This window comes from Synechococcus sp. BL107, from assembly GCF_000153805.1.
Classification (GTDB): domain Bacteria; phylum Cyanobacteriota; class Cyanobacteriia; order PCC-6307; family Cyanobiaceae; genus Parasynechococcus.
Map to the genome: position 1 here is coordinate 2,159,817 of NZ_DS022298.1, position 17,739 is coordinate 2,177,555.

The window sequence follows — 17,739 nt, forward strand, 5'->3', positions numbered from 1 at the left end:
GGTGCAGGAAAAAGTGCTCAGCTTCAGTCGTCAAAGACGTGCTGAAGAATCAGGGCGGGCTTGTAGAGAAGGAATCCCAGGAAGGCCGGCAACAGATCGAGCTGGGGCAGCTTGGCCGATCCAACCACAAGCAGGATTGGAACGATGAGCTGAAAACGCCCCAGTCCACGGGACTGGTCACTGAGCCGGGCCACACTGCGGGCAAGCAAACGCACGTACAAAAGTCCGGCGCATGCACCCACAAGAACACTGCTAGCGACTGAAAGATTCATGGTGAAGGCCACGATCGGAACCGTGACGAGCGACACCAGAACGGTGGCTAGCAGCAGACGGCGCTGGAGACGGTAAAAATCTTCCAGACGACACCTGAATTGGCGCGCGGAATCTATCACGCGTCTTTCGCCCCTACTCCCGCAACAGCAGAATCTGACGATCCACAAGACCCCTCAATAGATCCACAGCGCCCAACGATCCCAGCGGGGTATCGGGCTGTTCATCGACGGAACGGAGCAAATCTTTCGCCGCAGCGCTCAGGGAGATGGGTTCCATATTCCGACCAAGGATTGGGTCAGGCTCCCCCCACAAGCAAGGCTGCCGCTGCCCTCGGGCCGCAGCAATCTCCTGATCTGTTCGGGACCTAATGGAGAGAGGAGCCTTTGAAAGGAAGAACTCGAAATGACTGATATCTGGATCGAGTTGCTCGATCAGGCTCCACTGCTGGAAGGCAGGCAATGCTTGAGCCCGTTCCAAAAGCTCGCCTTGTAGCAGCCTCGCCGGATCCCACACCTCTGGATTGGAAAAACCTGCAAAGTGCAACCCAGCCGTCTCGATGAACGAGAACAAACGCTCAAGGTCGTAACTGGTCTCCTGCGGATGTAAGTACATATCCGCAAAATTGGCGTCTGGGGCACAGTCCACTGCCCAGCGCCGCTCGTGGTGACAACGCAACCGATTGGATTCAGGCAAAGTCTCGAACAAGTTCCGACCCATACGCAGGCCGTCTCGGCCGGTTCCGGCCTGAAGCAGTGTCAGTGCTTTTTGAGTGCGATGGATTTCCCAGCGCCCTGCATCTGCATATAGAAAGAGATGGAGCAGTCCCTCGGGAGCGAGAAGGCCTGCGAGGGCAGAGAGCCCGGCCTCCGGCTCCCGCAGATGGTGAAGCACACCCACGGAATTGATGTAATCGAAGGGAGCTTCATCTCCCAAATCCAACAGGCTCCGCTGCTGCTGCCGTAACGACCGGACCTCCTGACGGGCTCCGGATCGCTCCAGCCGCTCCCGCGCCACCGCCAAGGCTCCATCGCTGATATCGACACCGACAACATCCGCGCCAGGGTTGAGATGGCACAAATAATCCGTGCTGACACCAGTGCCACATCCGGCGTCAAGGATGCGTGGCTGCTCCTGTCCTGATGGGATCACACCATGGACGGAAGCCAGAACACTGCGATAACACCAACGCCAGTTGTATCCAGGCGGAGGGCCGTCCTGCAACGGATCCCCGGGGAATGGAAAGCGGTCATAGAACGCACTCACCACAGGGGTGGCGGCATCACTGGGTCGGACGTCGTCCATCAGCTTCCATCAATGCTGCTGAGCATTTCATGGCAACACCAATGTCCATCACAAGCACCGCAAGGCCTGCAAACATTTGTTCATAGGTAGGCGAACCAACCAGGCATGAGCCGTAACGTGGCTCGATCTGGTTTGCTTCCGTCGATGACAGTGACCGCCAGCAGCGGCAGCCCGCGCGTGTCTCCCCAGCTGTTCGACACCCTGCCAGTTTCCAGTGTTCGTCAGGCTGAACAGCAGGACCGATTCCCTGATTCAGTCGAACTCGACACGCTTGTCACCTTTTTCCGAAGCGGTCAAGATCGAATTGAGGCGGCCCGAATCATGGCGGCCAATGCCGAAGCGATCGTGGCGCGGGCCGCCAATCGCATCTTTGTCGGTGGCACACCACTGTCTTTTCTGGAAGCGCCTCTCACCACCGGTGACGAAATCCGGGCCAAAGATGCCACCCCGCTTGCTACTGACCAAGCCGCATTCCAAGACTCCGTTCGCACCTTCACCGGCGACAGCGACAGCACAAAGAGTGGAAATTTCTTAAGTCGATTGCTTGACGGCGCCGGCGGAGATGCAGATGTGCGCGTTGTTTTGCCCACGGGCTTCAACGCCATCAGTGTTGCGAAGTACGGACCCGCCTTCATGCGGAAGTCCGTTCGGGATATGGGTTGGTTCCTGCGCTACGTGGGCTATGCCCTCGTGGCTGGAGATCCCAGCATCCTTGCGGTCAATACCCGGGGCCTACGCGACATCCTGCAGGCGAACTGTTCCTTGGCTGCCACGAATGTTGCGCTCCAAGAAATGCGTGCAGCATCAGCACTTCTTTTAAAAGATCGGCCAGAGGCACGCCAACTGGCGATCGACTGTTTCAACGTTCTGCTGAAGGAACTGTCCGTTGCCACCCCGAGCACCCGTCAACGCCAAGGCAGCAAGGTGCAACAGGGCTTACAGCTCCCTGCGATTTATGCCTTGGCTTCCGAAGGACGCCAACGGTTCGAAATGCGACCTGCGTTATCTGGGGCGGAAAAAGCAGAGATCATCCGCGCGGCCTATCGCCAGATCTTTGAAAGGGATATCGCCAAGGGTTATTCCCAAAGTCCCTGTCCTGTTGAAGCTAGCCAGGTGGCCCAGGGACAAATTTCAATGCGCGAATTTGTTCGCGCCCTTGGCCGCAGCAAGGAATATCGACAACAATTTCACGACCGGTTTGTGAACAGCCGCGTGGTGGAGCTCGCCTATCGCCATTTCCTCGGTCGTGGGATCAGCTCAATCGAAGAGTTCAGAAAATCCTTTGCAATCGTGAGTGCCCAGGGCCTCAAGGGTCTAGTTGATGTCTTGGTGAACTCCGCCGAATATGCCCAAAATTTTGGCGAAGAGATGGTTCCTTACCTTCGCGATCTTGGCGAAGAGGCCCAAGAAAGCGCTGGTTGGGGTTCAAACCGCAAATTGTTCAACTTCAGTGCACCGTTTGAGGGAGCACCGCAATACATCACGTTGTACGCGTCGTATCGCCAACCCTTCGCCGATCAGCACGTCTACGGAGGCAGCAACGATCCCGTCGGGAATCAGTACGGCGCCATTTTCCCTAGCGGGACCGATTCCGTCCGCACACGGCCAGCGCCCTATGGCTACGACAGCCGCCGACTTCTGGTGAGCAACGGAATGGCCTCTCCCGGGCAGATGAACAGCAACCAGTTCCGCAGTAGCCGGCCTCGCAAGGTTGGCCCTCGGGTGATGCGTCTCCAACAAATAGCCACCGGTGGTTCCGTCAACCCGAGGCGTGGTGGGCAGCCCAGCGTTCGAAATACAGAGTCCAGCACCCAAGCCGTTATCAATGCGGTGTATGTCCAGGTTTTGGGAAATGCTGGTTACGCCGGCGAACGGCTGACCTCAGCGGAAGCTCGTCTCGAAAACGGCGACATTTGCCTCCGCGAGTTTGTCCGAAGCGTGGCCCGCTCTGATGCATTCCGACGCCGCTACTGGAGCGGTCTCTACATCATCAAAGCGATTGAAGTCATGCATCGGCGCCTCCTCGGACGTCCAACCTTTGGACGTTGGGAAATTGATGCCCTATTCGATACAGCCGCACGGCATGGGTTCTATGGAGTGGTGGATGCTCTCGTTAACGGAGAGGAATACAAGGATTGCTTCGGGGAAGACACCGTTCCATACGAACGCTTCATCACCCCGAAAGATTTGAATGTGAGACGAACCGCCACGCTCACGCGAGAAGTGAAGCAATTCGGTTACGACAACTCGTCGTTCGTCCTGGGAAGTCGCCCTGATGCGAGCACAACACAAGTGTTTCGAGGCAGCGGTGACGTCACACGACGGAATTTGGCCAGCGCAGCAAAAAGTGCAAGCGCTGATTGGACAAGCCTTGCCCGTAACTTCAGAAAAGGTGAAGACCTGCAGTCAAGCCTTCGCTTGATTCGTCTCGGCGAACCGATTGGAGGTGGCCGATCAACTACTGGTTTTGGGCTCTCGAAAACGAGATCGACATCCTCATCACCACTCACCCCGATGACTGGGGCTTTGTCTGCCATCTCCGGCGCGGATGGCTACCGACTTCGCTCAAGCCTGCCCACAAACCTTCGCTTAAATCGGCCTTGCACTGAAAGCGATTTGCGATCGATCATTGATGCCACTTACAAGCAAGTTCTCAACCGAGTTCCACTGCAAGATGAGCGCCTGATCGAGGCGGAATCACGACTCCGCAACGACGACACATCGCTGAACCAGTTCGTTGAAGAAATCGCCATGAGTGACGCCTTCCAGACCAGGCTGTTCAACATGGCGCCCCTAAGGGCAGCGTCAGCGGCAACGATGGCTCTTCTTGGTCGCGCGGCTGCCCCTGCAGAAGTGAGCCGTTTTCTGACAATTCGCGCTCAAGCGGGGCAACCGGCAGCCGTTAAAGAGCTACTCGAGAAGCGGCCTGATGAGGACACCGTTCCACGCATGGATGGCATGAATACCCGGGCAGGCGTTAGCCAAGCAACCCAGCAGCGAACAGCCGCGCTGTATCGCGGTAACGCCGCCATCAATCCATCCACTGATGACGCGATCTAGCGCGCCACAAGGTCTGATCGTTCATCAATAACGAAGCGATAACGCTGCTCAAAAATTCTGTCTAAAAAGTTCCGATGAGGCCCGTCACCGGAACTTTTCATTGTTTGGAATTTAAAAGGATGCAAACAGGAGAATCCACTGCGCCCCAATGGATTTCACAAATGGAGCTTGGCCATGAAGAACTGTTACCCAAGCCCAAGGCAATGGACCAGCTCAGAGCAGAATGCCTCAGCCGACACGTTGCGCTCGAGAGCCACACCGATTCTTGTTGATCGTTGTGAACTCATCGGTGCAAAACGGTTCGACACCCTGTTTCAGCCATTACGCTGAGGCTTGATCCCTCGGGATCTCCCCCTTATTCACCGGATATCGGTCTCCTACGGGCGGCCGCTTGCTTCGAGGCAGAACTGCATGAGCATCGTCTCCAACTCGATCATCAACGCGGACGCCGAAGCCCGCTATCTAAGCCCTGGCGAACTCGACCAGATCAAGGCTTTCGTAACCGGCGGTCAGCGCCGTTTACGGGTAGCTCAGGTTCTGTGCGAAAGCCGTGAGCGCATTGTTAAGCAGGCCGGCGGTCAGCTTTTCCAAAAGCGTCCTGACGTCATTTCCCCAGGCGGCAATGCCTATGGCGAGGAAATGACTGCCACCTGTCTGCGCGACATGGATTACTACCTGCGCTTGGTGACCTACGGCATCGTTGCTGGCGACGTCACACCGATCGAAGAAATCGGTGTGATTGGCGCTAAGGAGCTCTACCGCTCTCTAGGTACACCTCTTGAAGCGATGGCAGAGGCCGTGCGTGAAATGAAAAATGTCGCCATGGGCCTTCTAACCGGCGCTGATGCCGATGAAGCCGGCACCTACTTCGACTACGTGGTGGGCGCCCTCGCCTGAACACGCTGCTGACTTTCCTTCACGCCTTTCCCCGCATCCATGCAAGACGCCATCACCAACGTCATCAATAAGTCCGACGTCCAAGGCTTGTACTTGGACACGGCCTCGATGACCAACCTCGAATCGTATTTCGCCAGCGGTGAACTGCGGGTTCGGGCCGCTGCAACCATCAGCGCCAACGCTTCCGCGATCATTCGCGATGCTGTTGCCAAAGCTTTGCTGTACTCAGACATCACCCGCCCGGGTGGAAATATGTACACCACCCGTCGCTATGCAGCATGCATCCGCGATCTGGATTACTACCTGCGCTATTCCACCTACGCCATGTTGGCGGGTGACACCTCCATCCTCGACGAGCGTGTCTTGAATGGCCTCAAAGAGACCTATAACTCCCTTGGAGTTCCCATCGGCGCCACCGTTCAGGCCATTCAGGCCATGAAAGAGGTCACCGCAGGGCTGGTCGGCCCAGATGCCGGTAAGGAAATGGGTGTGTACTTCGACTACATCTGCTCCGGTCTCGGCAACTGAAACCCATGCGGTTGTTCAAAGTCACCGCTTGCATCCCCAGCCCTGAAAAGGTTCGGGCGCAGCGAGAACTCCAAAACACCTTCTTCACGAAGTGGGTTCCCTACGACAGTTGGTTCGCTGAACAACAGCGCATCCAAAAGCAAGGGGGACGCATCATCAAGGTGGAACTCTGCACTGGAAACCGACAAGTCAACGTCGGAAATTAATCGCTTCGTTGCGACAAACAAAAGCCCAGCCAGATGGCTGGGCTTTTTTATTGCCCAACAATGCAGTTCTTTCCCACCTACGAGAGTGTGTTGTCGACAAGCCTCTGAAAATCGAGTCCAGTCTCCATGCGGTTAGCGCCAAGCCAGAGCACGTATTCGTGGTTCCCGGCTGGCCCCGTAATTGGTGATGCCACGATTCCTTGGGGATGCCAATCAAGCGTCTGGGCGGCTGCCACCACCGTGCCGATCGCGTCGCAATGGGCAGCCGGATCACGCACCACACCCCCACGTCCGACCCGATCACGGCCCACCTCAAATTGAGGCTTCACCAGCACAAGGGCTTCTGCTTCAGAACCGCGAAGCAGACGACGCAATGCCGGCAGGATTAATCGCAAGGAAATAAACGACACATCCGTCACCGCCAGGGTGGGCCAAGGATCAGCCTCGCCATACAACGCCTCCGGCTGCAAATGGCGCAGATTGGTTCGTTCCCGCAGCACCACCCGATCATCCGTGCGCAAACTCCAAGCGGTTTGCCCATAACCAACATCAATGCCATAAACACGTTTGGCACCGTGCTGCAGCAGACAATCCGTAAAACCACCCGTGGAGATCCCGCCATCCAGACAGATGCGTTCGTCCACAGCCACCGGGAAGGCTTCTAACCCCGCCAGTAATTTCTCTCCACCCCTCGAGACAAACCGAGGTGGATGCTCCACCTGAAGCTGCAGGGAGTCCTTCACATCATGACCGGGCTTATCGAGCACGGTCCCGACTCCATCCCGAACCTTGCCGGCACGGATCAACTGCTGCGCCTGCTGCCGGGAGGCCACAAGACCGCGAGCCACGAGCTCTAAATCAAGACGCTGTTTTGACCCCATTCCGTCATAAAAGCAGACCCGATCCCAAAGAAAACAGGACATCCAGGGCTCGAATCGAATTCCGACGGGAGGATCTGCCTCAATTGACCGTCACGACGTGTCCAACCACCAAATCCAACTTTCGAAGGTGGTTCCTCTGCTTCGGCCAGGAACATTCGTGACCCTGGAGAATCAACCATCGGATCTACCACCCTTCCAAGTCCTGCGTTGCCGAGGTGGTCGTTGCTGGGTTAGGCAGCAGGCTTGGGGACACCACGTTCAGTGGGAAGTTGAACATGGACGCTTAAACGCTGCCTAACGACGCTCACCTCGACTGCAAAAGAATTAACAACTCCAGGTTGTTTTTCAGCATCAATGTCTTGGCAAACTCGGGAGATCGCGGCTCAATAGGACAACTTTTCAAATTTCCAACCCGTTGCTGAACGCTTCCGCCCCACGTCGTCGTTCTGCATCGCGTCAGCGGGTTAAGCAGGAAAAAAATGGGATCTTGCAGCGCTTGATGCCACTTCCCTGGCAACTTTGGCCGGCAGAAGCACGGCTGCTTGTTGGATTGGCAGCATTTTGGAGCGTGGCTGGCTTGGTGGTCTTGGCATCAGCGAGCTGGTGGGTTGCGCTGCGGGAAATGGGCGATGGCGCCTTTTACGTGAAACGCCAAACGATCTGGCTGCTTGCGAGCTGGAGCCTGCTGGGCCTCACGGTGAGCATCGACCTGCGGCGACTACTCAAGTGGGCGGGGCCAGGGCTGTGGATGGGCTGCATCCTGATCGCCGCCACCCTGGTCATGGGCACCACAGTGAATGGAGCCAGCCGTTGGTTGGTTGTAGGTCCGCTACAAATTCAGCCGTCGGAACTGGTGAAACCGTTTGTGGTGCTTCAGGCCGCCAACCTATTTGCCTCGTGGACAAGGATGAACATCGATCAAAAGTTGCTCTGGCTAGCAAGCTTTGGAGGGCTGCTGTTACTGATCTTGAAACAGCCCAACCTCTCCACCGCAGCACTGATGGGCTTAACCCTTTGGATGGTGGCCCTTGCCGCTGGCCTGCGTTGGCGCAGTTTGATCGGGACAGCCTTTGCAGGCGGTGCCCTTGGCACGGCAAGCATTTTGATTAACGAATACCAACGGTTGCGGGTGGTGTCGTTCCTCGACCCCTGGAAAGACCCGATGGGCGATGGCTATCAATTAGTGCAAAGCCTGCTGGCGATTGGATCAGGCGGTGTGATGGGGCAGGGCTACGGCCTCTCCACCCAGAAACTGCAATATTTGCCCATTCAAAGCACCGATTTCATCTATGCCGTTTTTGCTGAGGAATTCGGCTTCGTGGGATCGCTCATGCTCCTGCTTTTCCTCATGCTGGTGGCCTGGGTCAGTCTCCGAGTGGCGCTGCGGTGCCGCAGCAATCAGGCCAGGCTTGTGGCCATCGGTTGCTGCACGATCCTGGTGGGGCAATCGATCCTCAACATCGCTGTGGCCTCTGGGGCGATGCCTACGACCGGCCTTCCACTACCGATGATCAGCTACGGCGGAAACTCGCTGATGTCGAGTCTGGTGATCATGGGCCTCTTAATCCGGTGCTCATTGGAATCAACAGGATTAATCGGACGCCGTTCAAACGCTCCACGTACAACGATTTAGACCAAGCCTTCGCCGGGAACAACAGCAATTCAACGAACAAAGCCAATCGCAACGTCCCAGAACTGGATAGGCTCATTAAGCCTGGTGGGTGTCTGTGGACTGGTTGCTGCTCTCCGAAATGGCCCAGCGCAGTGAAGCGCTGTTGAGCAGTGCGTTAGCGAACCCTGGCCCACTCACCATCGCGCTTGTCTTTGGCGGAGGGGCTCTGACCAGCTTGGGGCCCTGCTCGCTCTCCCTTCTTCCCGTAACGCTGGCATATCTGGCGGGTTTCGAGGACGGGCGCTCGCCATGGCAACGCAGCCTGGCTTTTTGCTTTGGAATCGTTGGCGCACTCGTTGTGCTGGGGAGCTTGAGTGGACTGCTAGGAAAGATTTATGGCCAAATGCCAGCGTTGGTGCCAACTCTGGTGGCCATTCTTGCGGTCGCTATGGGCCTGAACCTGCTAGGCCTGATACGCATTCGCCTTCCTGCTGGACCTGATCCAAACAGTTGGCGCAACAAAGTTCCGGCCCCTTTTGCACCAGTGGCGGCGGGCCTTGCTTTCGGCGTTGCAGCCTCACCGTGCACCACACCAGTCGTGGCTGTTCTTCTCGGTTGGATTGCCCAAAGCGGCCGACCGTTAGTGGGGGTAGCGTTATTGACGAGTTTTGGCATCGGCCAAGTGCTGCCCTTGCTAATTGCAGGAACGTTTGCAGCCAGTGTTCCAAAGCTGCTTGAGCTTCGACCAATCGGACGATGGGTTCCTCCCATCAGTGGAGTCGTTCTTCTCACGACAGGCCTGCTCACCCTGCTTGCACGCTGGAGCTGATGAGACGAATCGCTGCCTGGTTGTCAGACCTACGGGTTGCGATCGTTTTGCTGTTCTTGATCGCCCTTGCCAGCGCCGTTGGCACCGCTATTCCACAAGGGGATGCTCCCCGAAGCTATGTGGAGGCCTACGCCACGCGACCTTGGCTCGGCTTACTCCATGGAGAGCAGGTGCTTCAGCTTCAGCTCGACCATGTGTATTCCAGCGTTTGGTTCCTTGCTCTCCTGGCCTGGCTCGGCCTAGCGCTGATTCTGTGCAGCTGGCGACGCCAATGGCCGGCTCTTCAGGCCGCAAGGCGATGGATTGACTACCGCAACCCCCGCCAGCTCAGCAAACTCGCGATTGCAGAAAGTCTGCCGTGCACGGATTCCAACTCAGCACTTCAGGCCTTTTCATTGGTCTTAAGCCGACGGGGCTGGAGCCTCGAACGCAAAGACAACCGTTTTGCAGCCCGTAAAGGCACCGCAGGACGGGTTGGTCCATTGCTCGTCCATACCGGTTTAATCCTGCTGATGCTGGGTGCTGTTTGGGGAGTGCTTGCTGGGAATCGCCTGGAACGGTTCCTAGCCCCAGGTCGCACCCTCGACCTGCTGAGCCGCAATGGCGACTCTCAGGTATCGATTCTTTTGGAAGCCTTTCAAGTGGACCGCGACCCTGCGGGGCGTGCTGAACAATTTCGCTCTCAGTTGCACCTCGAAGAAAACGGCAACTCGCTCGATCGCGAAATCAGCGTGAACCATCCCCTGCGGCATCGGGGAATCACCATCTATCAAGCGGATTGGTCACTCGCCGCGATCACCGTTCAAATCGGCCGAAGCCCACAATTGCAGCTGCCGCTGCGCAGCTTCCCCGAGCTCGGGGAACAGGTATGGGGACTCGTCCTGCCGACTCGACCGGATGGAAGCGAACCCGTGTTTTTGAGTGTTGAAAACGAACAGGGTCCGATCAATATTTTTGACACTGATGGGACATTGCTCACCCTCCTGCGCCCCGGGGGACCAGCAGTTGACGTAAAAGGATTACCGATGCGTGTGAATTCGGTTCTTCCCGCCAGTGGCTTGTTACTGAAGCGTGATCCAGGCGTCCCATTGGTGTATTTAGGCTTCGCCGTGATGCTCATCGGAGGGGGCCTCAGCTTGATCGCGACGCGTCAACTTTGGGCCATTGCCAGTGAAGGCCAACTACACGTGGGTGGCCTGTGCAATCGAAACCTCACCGCCTTTGCCAAGGAATTACCCAACTTGCTCAGGGAAACAGCACTAGCCGATCAGCAGGCCTGACGGCTGCCATGGCTGACTCGGACCACGGTATGGACGTTTCCCCGGGGATTGAAGTCTGCTTCTAGTTGCAACCAAACAGGATCACAGGCTGCCACTAAATCATCAACGATCCGATTGGACACCTCTTCATGGGAGATCGAGCGATCTCGGTAGCTGTTCACATACAGCTTGATGGCCTTGAGCTCCACTACCCGGGGACCAGGCTGATAGATAAGTCGGAGGACAGCAAAGTCGGGGTACCCAGAAAAGGGGCATTTACAGGTGAATTCCGGCAACTCAATGCTCACTTCATAGGCGCGACCCGGCCGAGGATTGTCAAAACAAATCAGCTCAGCCTCATCAATCGCCCGTTCTCCATAAAGCGGAGTCTCGGTCCGTTGTTGAGATGCAGCTCCAGTCAATGCTCAAAGGGGATCACTATGAAATGACCTTAAGCAACAAGGACACAGCAGTGTTCTGTAACAGCAATCACACCCCAAGGTGTGTTCCGAGCCATTCTGGATTCAGTTGATCCAACAGCATGAAAAAAGTTGAAGCAATTATTCGCCCCTTCAAATTGGAAGACGTCAAGGTGGCGTTAGTGGAAGCCGGCATCATCGGCATGACCGTCAGCGAAGTCCGTGGGTTTGGCCGTCAAAAAGGTCAAGTAGAGCGCTATCGCGGCTCTGAATTCACCGTGGAGTTCCTTCAAAAGCTGAAGATCGAAGTGGTCGTTGAATCCGACCGTGTTGATGACGTTGTTACCGCTATCGCTGATGCAGCCCGCACCGGAGAGATTGGTGACGGCAAGATCTTCATCTCACCCGTGGAATCAGTGGTGCGCATCCGCACGGGAGATCGCGATGGCACAGCCCTCTGAGGCTGAATTGCACAGAGCAACGCGGTGCTTAACCACCGCGTCGTTTCGCAAGCACATGGGATCCAATAAGCGTCGAAGCCATTAGCTCGAACGAGCAATCGCTTCAAATTCCACACAGGAAAGCTGGAGGTCGACACCCCCCGCCCCATAGATTCATAAATTCGTATGGGCGAGCGAGCCGGTGATCGAGCGCTACACCCTCCCCGAGATGGGAGCCATCTGGAGTGAGCAAGCCAAATTTCAAAGTTGGCTTGACGTGGAAATTGCAGCCACGGAAGCCAACTGCCGCCTCGGCCGCGTGCCAGAGGAAGCCCTCGAAACGATCAAAACCAAAGCCTCCTTTTCCGTCGATCGGATTCTGGAAATTGAGGCAGAGGTCCGTCACGACGTGATTGCCTTTCTCACCAATGTGAATGAGCATGTCGGCGATGCTGGCCGTCATATCCACGTTGGGATGACCAGTTCCGATGTTTTGGATACAGGCTTAGCCCTACAGATGAAACGCTCCGTGGTGCTGTTGCGCACGGAACTCGATGCCCTCGCCGATGCCCTAAGAACATTGGCCCGTGCGCACAAAAGCACGGAGATGATCGGACGCTCCCACGCCATCCATGGCGAGCCAATCACGTTTGGATTCAAAGTGGCCGGCTGGTTGGCCGAAACCGAACGGAACCGCAGCCGGCTCGAACGCTTGGAAACCGATGTGGCCGTTGGACAAATCAGTGGGGCGATGGGCACCTACGCCAACACAGATCCACAAGTGGAAGCGATCAGTTGCGAGATCCTCGGGTTAACACCTGACACAGCCAGCACCCAAGTGATCTCCCGTGATCGCCATGCGGACTACGTGCAGACCCTGGCCCTCGTGGCAGCGTCACTCGAGCGGTTTTCCACGGAAATTCGCAACCTCCAGCGCACTGACGTGCTCGAGGTGGAGGAAAACTTCGCCAAAGGTCAAAAGGGCAGCTCGGCCATGCCCCACAAACGCAATCCGATCCGTAGCGAACGGATCAGCGGACTCGCCCGGGTGATTCGCAGCTACACCATTGCAGCCCTCGAAAATGTGACTCTGTGGCATGAGCGCGATATCAGCCACAGTTCAACAGAACGGATGATGTTGCCGGATTGTTCCGTCACCCTGCACTTCATGTTGAGGGAGATGACCGCCGTCGTTCAAGGATTGGGCGTCTACCCCGCGAACATGCGCCGCAACATGAATGTGTATGGCGGGGTGGTCTTCAGTCAGCGTGTTCTTCTCGCCCTCGTCAGCACTGGAATGAGTCGGGAAGAGGCCTATCGCATCGTCCAACGCAACGCCCACACCGCATGGAATAAGGAGGGAGGCAACTTCCGCGCCAACCTCGACAGCGATGCCGATGTAGCAGCCCATCTTTCCGGTGATGCACTAGACGCGTGTTTCAGCACGGAGGTTCACCAGGAGAATCTGGACGTGATTTGGAATCGCTTGGGGATTTAAGAGTAAGGCGCAAAGTATTAGTTTTCAGTGCCAAATGGTGATGGCAACCCAAGAACGCGGAAAATCGACATCGCATTGACGATGGGATTTAAAGGCTCTAATGCTGCATTCATACCGTCTGTAATCTGAGTCCGAACATTGCGGTCGACCACAACGATGTCGCCTTGTCTCAAGGGAGGGTTGTTTGGATTACTCAGCAATGCATCAGGGCTGTACGTCATTTTCTTGACGGATGTAGATCCATCACGTTCTGTACGAATCACAGCAACACGCGCAATGCTGCCGCGAATCGGTTCAATGCCACCAGCTTTCAGGACTGCTGCCGCCAATGGTGAATTTGGTGGGACCTGAATTGAACCAGGGCTTTTAACCTCTCCAATCACCGCTACTTGAATCAATGCAGGAGAAAAATTAGAAATTGATCCCGCTATGAGATCGGTCGTCGTGGGTGAATCAGCTCGAACAACCCGAACACTATCCCCGTCATAAATAAGTGGATTTGGTGCATGCCCACCATTCTTCAAAACGGTTAGGTAATCAAATTTGTAGCGTTTCGACTGTCCACCATTGGTGTAGCTCGGACGCATAAGTTCCAAGCTGGAAAGATCTCCGACAGCCGTAATTCCTCCAGCGCGAGCTATCACATCAACAAGCGTTGGCCAACCACCACCACTCCCAAGTCCTTGATCGATATCAGCTTTACTGGCATTGACTTGCAACGTGTAAATACCAGGCCTCTCGACTTCACCAGTCACTGTGACCCTGATTGGGCGTTGTCGGGCCAAATCCAAATAGACAATCGGACGCCGGAGAATCTGCCTGTAGCCCTTGGTAATTTTTTGGCGCGCCTCCTCCAGCGTTAATCCCCACACCAAGACTGTGCCCAAGCGGGGAAGATTGATCGTGCCATCGCTCAAAACCTCAACCTTTGCTTCGTAGCCTTCAATCTTGAACACCGACATCACCAATTGGTCTCCAGGTGCAAGCCGATACCGATAGGACGTTGCCGTGAATCGGCTGATCGGAGCTGCTGCGGGTTCAACGGTCTTGACAGACCTCTCTGGGACTTTGAGCCAATTGCGCCTCTCCTCCGACCTTGCTGCTCCTACCCCAAGCGAGGACAGGGTCAACATCCAAGCGACGACCATGCCTGCAGATAATCCGGACCGAAGAATGAGGGACATGGAGGAGGAAATGATGTGATCCGCTGAGGCCTACGGCCAATCTTCCCGCATAATGCCCGCTAGGAGCAGAGTTCATGGCGTTACAAGAATCCGATCAACAGGCTGACGTACTGCTTCCTTCGGGGTGGAACGGTACAAACCCAACGAGCACCAGCCTTTTTACCCTTGACAGCCTCGAATTGCATTTGATTTCAGGCTCACAATTTGCCCCCATCGCTGATGCAGTTGGCACATTGCGGGAATCGACATACCGCCAACAGCTCTCCGGTTCAGGCAACACTCGTGACCTGGATGGTCGAGATCCCTTTTATGACCACCTCTTACTTTTAGATCTTGAGAGCGGAGCCCTAGCGGGATCGGCCCGACTTCAATTCATCCCCCAAGCAACACCGCTTGAACAGCTTCCAGGAGGTGAACACTCATATCTTGAACACGTTTACCCAGGCATCAAAGCGCTGCTGGCTGAGCGACAACATCACGTTGAGATTGGGCGGGTCGCCCTCGCGCAACGATTCCAGCGGCAGCCTCATTCCCTGATGGCGCTCTTCCGTGGGGGGCTCTTAATTTCGTCCCTCTCGGGCTACAGCACCCTGCATGGCCTTGTCTCCTACAACCATTTCGCGTTCTCCGACACTGTCAACAACGCATTTTTAAGTGCGCTAATGCGGCCTCCTTATCGCCGCGCAGATCTTGGGCTGCCAGGGCCGCGTCACCCTGTTCCTTCCATCCAAAGCAGCGACAAACCCCATTCGATCGACAACGTCCAGGCCCTAGAACTGGCGCTGCGCAACGACTACGGCGAAGATTTCCGCTTGCCGGTGTTGCTACGGCAGTACTTCAACCTGATGGGAGCACAGGTGTGCAACCTTTCGCTGGCGAAGGATTTCAATCAAATCACTGAAATTTTGATGGCAGCAGAACTTAAGAGTCTTCCCAAGGAGCGCCTGAATTACTTCATTGATGTACCCCATCAACCGATCTACCAGCACTTCAGCTGGTACCGAGGCGAAGCCTGAGCCAGCTGTCGCTGGTAACTTGGCCTGACAACCGTCCGGTGCTCCTATTGGCCGAGGTACACCCCGACAAGCACGCGCTCGAGGGACGCCTTGTGGAGATCCTGCATCGCATCTCAGGAACCGACCCTGCCTTAATTAAGGCGGATGCTCGTTTGATGGAAGATATCGGTATCGATTCGCTGGGCTTCTACGAGATTCTGATCGAGGCCGATACCTGTTTCGGAATTCGCATCCCAGAGGAAACCCTTCTGCAATTCCGAACCGTTGGTGATATTCAGACCCATCTTGAGTCGCTAGAGCTCACACAACCAAATGCCGAAAACGCCTGAACGTTCGGCCATTGTTGGCTGGGGTTCAATTACCCCCATCGGCTCAAATCCCTGCAGCACCTGGGAAGCAGCCCTAAGCGGCCGCTCGGGAATCCAAGCGCTTCACGACCCCTGGTGCAGCGACCTGGCAACACGCATTGCTGGACGGGTAGATGAATCTGCCTTTGCATCGTTGGAGCCCATCCTGAGGAGACGCGCTGACCGCTGTGCACAGCTTGCTTTGTTAGCAGCGCGACAGGCTTGGGGCATGGCATTAGAGCGAGTGCCGGGGGTAGATCCCGATCGGGTCGCTGTCGTCATCGGGACGGGGATTGGTGGGCTCTCCACCATGCATGAACAGCACATCCAACTCTCCGAAGGGGGCGCATCAAGGGTCAATCCCCTCACCGTGCCAATGCTGATCCCCGACGCTCCCGCGGGCCAAGTCGCCATCGACCTTGGACTCCATGGCGGAGCTCATGCACCAGTCTCGGCCTGCGCTTCTGGCGCTGAAGCCATGATGCTGGCCCAAATGTTGCTCAACGATGACCGAGCCGATCTTGTGCTTGCTGGAGGAACAGAAGCGCCGGTGAACCGACTCGGCCTCGTGGGGTTCTCCGCCATGCGCGCTTTGTCATCCCGTAATGACGCACCGGAGCAGGCCTCACGTCCTTACAGCATCGACCGAGACGGCTTTGTGTTGTCAGAGGGGGCCGGGATTCTTGCCATGATGCGCGATCGGGATGCCCCTAAAGGTGCAACGCTCGGCTGGCAACTCGCGAGTGGCAGCAGCAGCGATGGGCATCACATTGTGGCGCCAGAGCCACAAGGGATCCAGGCCAGTCGAGCGATTAACGATGCCCTGCGACGGGCGGACATCCACCCTGAAGATCTCTGTGCAGTTCAGGCTCATGCCACTGGCACCTCTCTCGGGGACCTTGCAGAAGCCAGAGCCATGCATCGCAGCTTGAGAACCGTTGCAGACTCCCTTCCGGTGTATGCACCAAAGGGGCAGCTTGGTCACCTCCTCGGAGCCGCCGGATCCGTTGAAGCGATCTTGGGATTACAAGCCTTAAGTGAAGGAATCTTGCCTCAAAGCATCAACGCCGACCCTCTCGATCCAGGTGTTGACTTAGCAGTCACTACATCGGAACCAGTGAAGCTGAAAGAACATCAGTCCGAGCGGTTCATGCTCAAAAATGCCTTCGGATTTGGCGGTCATAACATCAGTCTGATTCTTGCTGCTCCCTGTAATAAGCCTGAACAGCTCGCCTAAATCCCTCCCGATCGCGAAAATCTGCTGGGCAGTCAAGATCAGCCGACAATCCAATGCGACATTTAATCTTTGCAAGCGGAGCCGGAAGTCGCTTCGCCAAAATAATCAATGGATGATAAAAATCTTTTTCAGGAATTTCGAGATTGCTATAAGAAAAAAAACAGGGAATAATCAGCGACTGATGCTTTCTTGCCAAGATCAAAGCACTGGCAGACACACGCTGAAAAATAGATGTTTTAAGCGATCCATTTGGAGCTATCACAATACCGCCATACTTTCTTACTACATCTGAGGCCCTATGTACTGCTGAGCGACGAGAGAGGGGCTCCCTATGGTTCATTAATACGTGCCCTGCATTTGATGCAGACAACGAAAACCATGGAAAAACCAAGCCTAAATGCAGACCAGCCGTTGTAAGACTTGGAATTTGTAGATACCCCTGTATTAAAAAAAGATCAAGCGGATTTTGGTGATTATACAAATAGATACGAGATTGTGACGACTTATTCAAGTATTCACCCGCTTGACCACAAACAACAACTTGAACTCCCAAAGCATGCAGCACAAGTCTTGAAGCAAATGCCAAAAGCCTTGAGGCCAATATTTTTTTCTGCGATACAAGAGCTATTAGCTGCAAGCTATAAACAAAAAAAACTGAACAAAGTAAACCAATACGAAAAATAATCCGCGCCAATATCAACAAAAAATATTTGCAGCCATCTGTCCAACTAAGCATGGTTTTTAGACCCAA

Annotated in this window: 20 protein-coding genes; 14 read left to right on the forward strand and 6 right to left on the reverse strand. The window is 55.6% G+C overall.

Annotation, left to right across the window (positions count from 1 at the left end):
- Nucleotides 1-23: 23 nt before the first annotated feature.
- Nucleotides 24-359: an ATP synthase gene (locus BL107_RS11320; protein ID WP_037989046.1), complete on the reverse strand. Its 336-nt coding sequence runs from the start codon at nt 357-359 to the stop codon at nt 24-26.
- Nucleotides 360-405: 46 nt separating this feature from the next.
- A complete protein-coding gene (locus BL107_RS11325; protein ID WP_009790502.1) occupies nt 406-1,575 on the reverse strand; it encodes a bifunctional 2-polyprenyl-6-hydroxyphenol methylase/3-demethylubiquinol 3-O-methyltransferase UbiG in 1,170 nt (389 codons plus the stop codon).
- 144 nt (nt 1,576-1,719) lie between these two features.
- Here BL107_RS11325 and BL107_RS11330 point away from each other — a divergent pair, with 144 nt between their 5' ends.
- From BL107_RS11330 to BL107_RS11345, 5 genes are all read left to right on the forward strand, one after another.
- Nucleotides 1,720-4,635, forward strand: a complete 2,916-nt coding sequence (locus BL107_RS11330; RefSeq protein WP_037989047.1) for a phycobilisome rod-core linker polypeptide — start codon at nt 1,720-1,722, stop codon at nt 4,633-4,635.
- Between the two features lie 174 nt (nt 4,636-4,809).
- Nucleotides 4,810-4,965, forward strand: a complete 156-nt coding sequence (locus tag BL107_RS12775; protein ID WP_156779462.1) for a hypothetical protein — start codon at nt 4,810-4,812, stop codon at nt 4,963-4,965.
- Between the two features lie 81 nt (nt 4,966-5,046).
- Nucleotides 5,047-5,532 (forward strand): allophycocyanin subunit alpha, encoded by a 486-nt coding sequence (locus BL107_RS11335; protein ID WP_009790504.1) that lies wholly within the window; start codon nt 5,047-5,049, stop codon nt 5,530-5,532.
- A 39-nt stretch (nt 5,533-5,571) separates the two neighbouring features.
- A complete protein-coding gene (apcB, locus tag BL107_RS11340; RefSeq protein WP_009790505.1) occupies nt 5,572-6,060 on the forward strand; it encodes an allophycocyanin subunit beta in 489 nt (162 codons plus the stop codon).
- Nucleotides 6,061-6,065: 5 nt separating this feature from the next.
- Nucleotides 6,066-6,266, forward strand: a complete 201-nt coding sequence (locus BL107_RS11345; protein WP_009790506.1) for a phycobilisome linker polypeptide — start codon at nt 6,066-6,068, stop codon at nt 6,264-6,266.
- Nucleotides 6,267-6,343: 77 nt separating this feature from the next.
- Here BL107_RS11345 and BL107_RS11350 read toward each other — a convergent pair whose 3' ends face one another.
- On the reverse strand, nt 6,344-7,147 hold the full coding sequence (locus BL107_RS11350) for a TlyA family RNA methyltransferase (RefSeq protein WP_009790507.1): 804 nt from the start codon (nt 7,145-7,147) through the stop codon (nt 6,344-6,346).
- A 97-nt stretch (nt 7,148-7,244) separates the two neighbouring features.
- Here BL107_RS11350 and BL107_RS11355 point away from each other — a divergent pair, with 97 nt between their 5' ends.
- The 4 genes from BL107_RS11355 to BL107_RS11370 all read left to right on the forward strand — a co-directional run bounded on the left by BL107_RS11355 (nt 7,245) and on the right by BL107_RS11370 (nt 10,868).
- Nucleotides 7,245-7,445 carry a hypothetical protein gene (locus tag BL107_RS11355; RefSeq protein ID WP_009790508.1) on the forward strand — a complete coding sequence of 67 codons (201 nt, stop codon included), beginning with the start codon at nt 7,245-7,247 and terminating at the stop codon, nt 7,443-7,445.
- A 117-nt stretch (nt 7,446-7,562) separates the two neighbouring features.
- A complete protein-coding gene (locus tag BL107_RS11360) occupies nt 7,563-8,780 on the forward strand; it encodes an FtsW/RodA/SpoVE family cell cycle protein (protein WP_009790509.1) in 1,218 nt (405 codons plus the stop codon).
- A 118-nt stretch (nt 8,781-8,898) separates the two neighbouring features.
- Nucleotides 8,899-9,588 carry a cytochrome c biogenesis CcdA family protein gene (locus BL107_RS11365; RefSeq protein WP_198002366.1) on the forward strand — a complete coding sequence of 230 codons (690 nt, stop codon included), beginning with the start codon at nt 8,899-8,901 and terminating at the stop codon, nt 9,586-9,588.
- Nucleotides 9,588-10,868 carry a cytochrome c biogenesis protein ResB gene (locus BL107_RS11370; protein WP_009790511.1) on the forward strand — a complete coding sequence of 427 codons (1,281 nt, stop codon included), beginning with the start codon at nt 9,588-9,590 and terminating at the stop codon, nt 10,866-10,868. The genes BL107_RS11365 and BL107_RS11370 overlap by 1 nt, the downstream gene beginning before the upstream one ends.
- Here BL107_RS11370 and queF read toward each other — a convergent pair.
- The gene (gene queF, locus BL107_RS11375; protein WP_009790512.1) at nt 10,856-11,269 is read right to left on the reverse strand and encodes a preQ(1) synthase; all 414 of its coding nucleotides are present in this window, start codon (nt 11,267-11,269) and stop codon (nt 10,856-10,858) included. The genes BL107_RS11370 and queF overlap by 13 nt on opposite strands.
- 119 nt (nt 11,270-11,388) lie before the next feature.
- Here queF and BL107_RS11380 point away from each other — a divergent pair, with 119 nt between their 5' ends.
- Both BL107_RS11380 and purB read left to right on the forward strand, forming a co-directional pair.
- Nucleotides 11,389-11,727 carry a P-II family nitrogen regulator gene (locus tag BL107_RS11380; RefSeq protein WP_009790513.1) on the forward strand — a complete coding sequence of 113 codons (339 nt, stop codon included), beginning with the start codon at nt 11,389-11,391 and terminating at the stop codon, nt 11,725-11,727.
- A gap of 181 nt (nt 11,728-11,908) precedes the next feature.
- A complete protein-coding gene (gene purB, locus BL107_RS11385; protein ID WP_009790514.1) occupies nt 11,909-13,204 on the forward strand; it encodes an adenylosuccinate lyase in 1,296 nt (431 codons plus the stop codon).
- A gap of 17 nt (nt 13,205-13,221) precedes the next feature.
- On the opposite strand, the gene BL107_RS11390 is transcribed toward purB, so the two are convergent.
- Nucleotides 13,222-14,388 (reverse strand): SLBB domain-containing protein, encoded by a 1,167-nt coding sequence (locus tag BL107_RS11390; RefSeq protein WP_037988546.1) that lies wholly within the window; start codon nt 14,386-14,388, stop codon nt 13,222-13,224.
- A 74-nt stretch (nt 14,389-14,462) separates the two neighbouring features.
- On the opposite strand from BL107_RS11390, the gene BL107_RS11395 reads away from it, so the two are divergent.
- From BL107_RS11395 to BL107_RS11405, 3 genes are read left to right on the forward strand one after another with little or no spacing between them, the layout of a single operon-like run.
- Nucleotides 14,463-15,404 (forward strand): GNAT family N-acetyltransferase, encoded by a 942-nt coding sequence (locus BL107_RS11395; RefSeq protein WP_009790516.1) that lies wholly within the window; start codon nt 14,463-14,465, stop codon nt 15,402-15,404.
- Between the two features lie 38 nt (nt 15,405-15,442).
- Nucleotides 15,443-15,733, forward strand: a complete 291-nt coding sequence (locus BL107_RS11400) for an acyl carrier protein (protein WP_232193002.1) — start codon at nt 15,443-15,445, stop codon at nt 15,731-15,733.
- The gene (locus tag BL107_RS11405; protein ID WP_009790518.1) at nt 15,717-16,988 is read left to right on the forward strand and encodes a beta-ketoacyl-[acyl-carrier-protein] synthase family protein; all 1,272 of its coding nucleotides are present in this window, start codon (nt 15,717-15,719) and stop codon (nt 16,986-16,988) included. The genes BL107_RS11400 and BL107_RS11405 overlap by 17 nt, the downstream gene beginning before the upstream one ends.
- Here BL107_RS11405 and BL107_RS12410 read toward each other — a convergent pair.
- A complete protein-coding gene (locus BL107_RS12410) occupies nt 16,939-17,739 on the reverse strand; it encodes a 1-acyl-sn-glycerol-3-phosphate acyltransferase (protein ID WP_198002345.1) in 801 nt (266 codons plus the stop codon). The genes BL107_RS11405 and BL107_RS12410 overlap by 50 nt on opposite strands.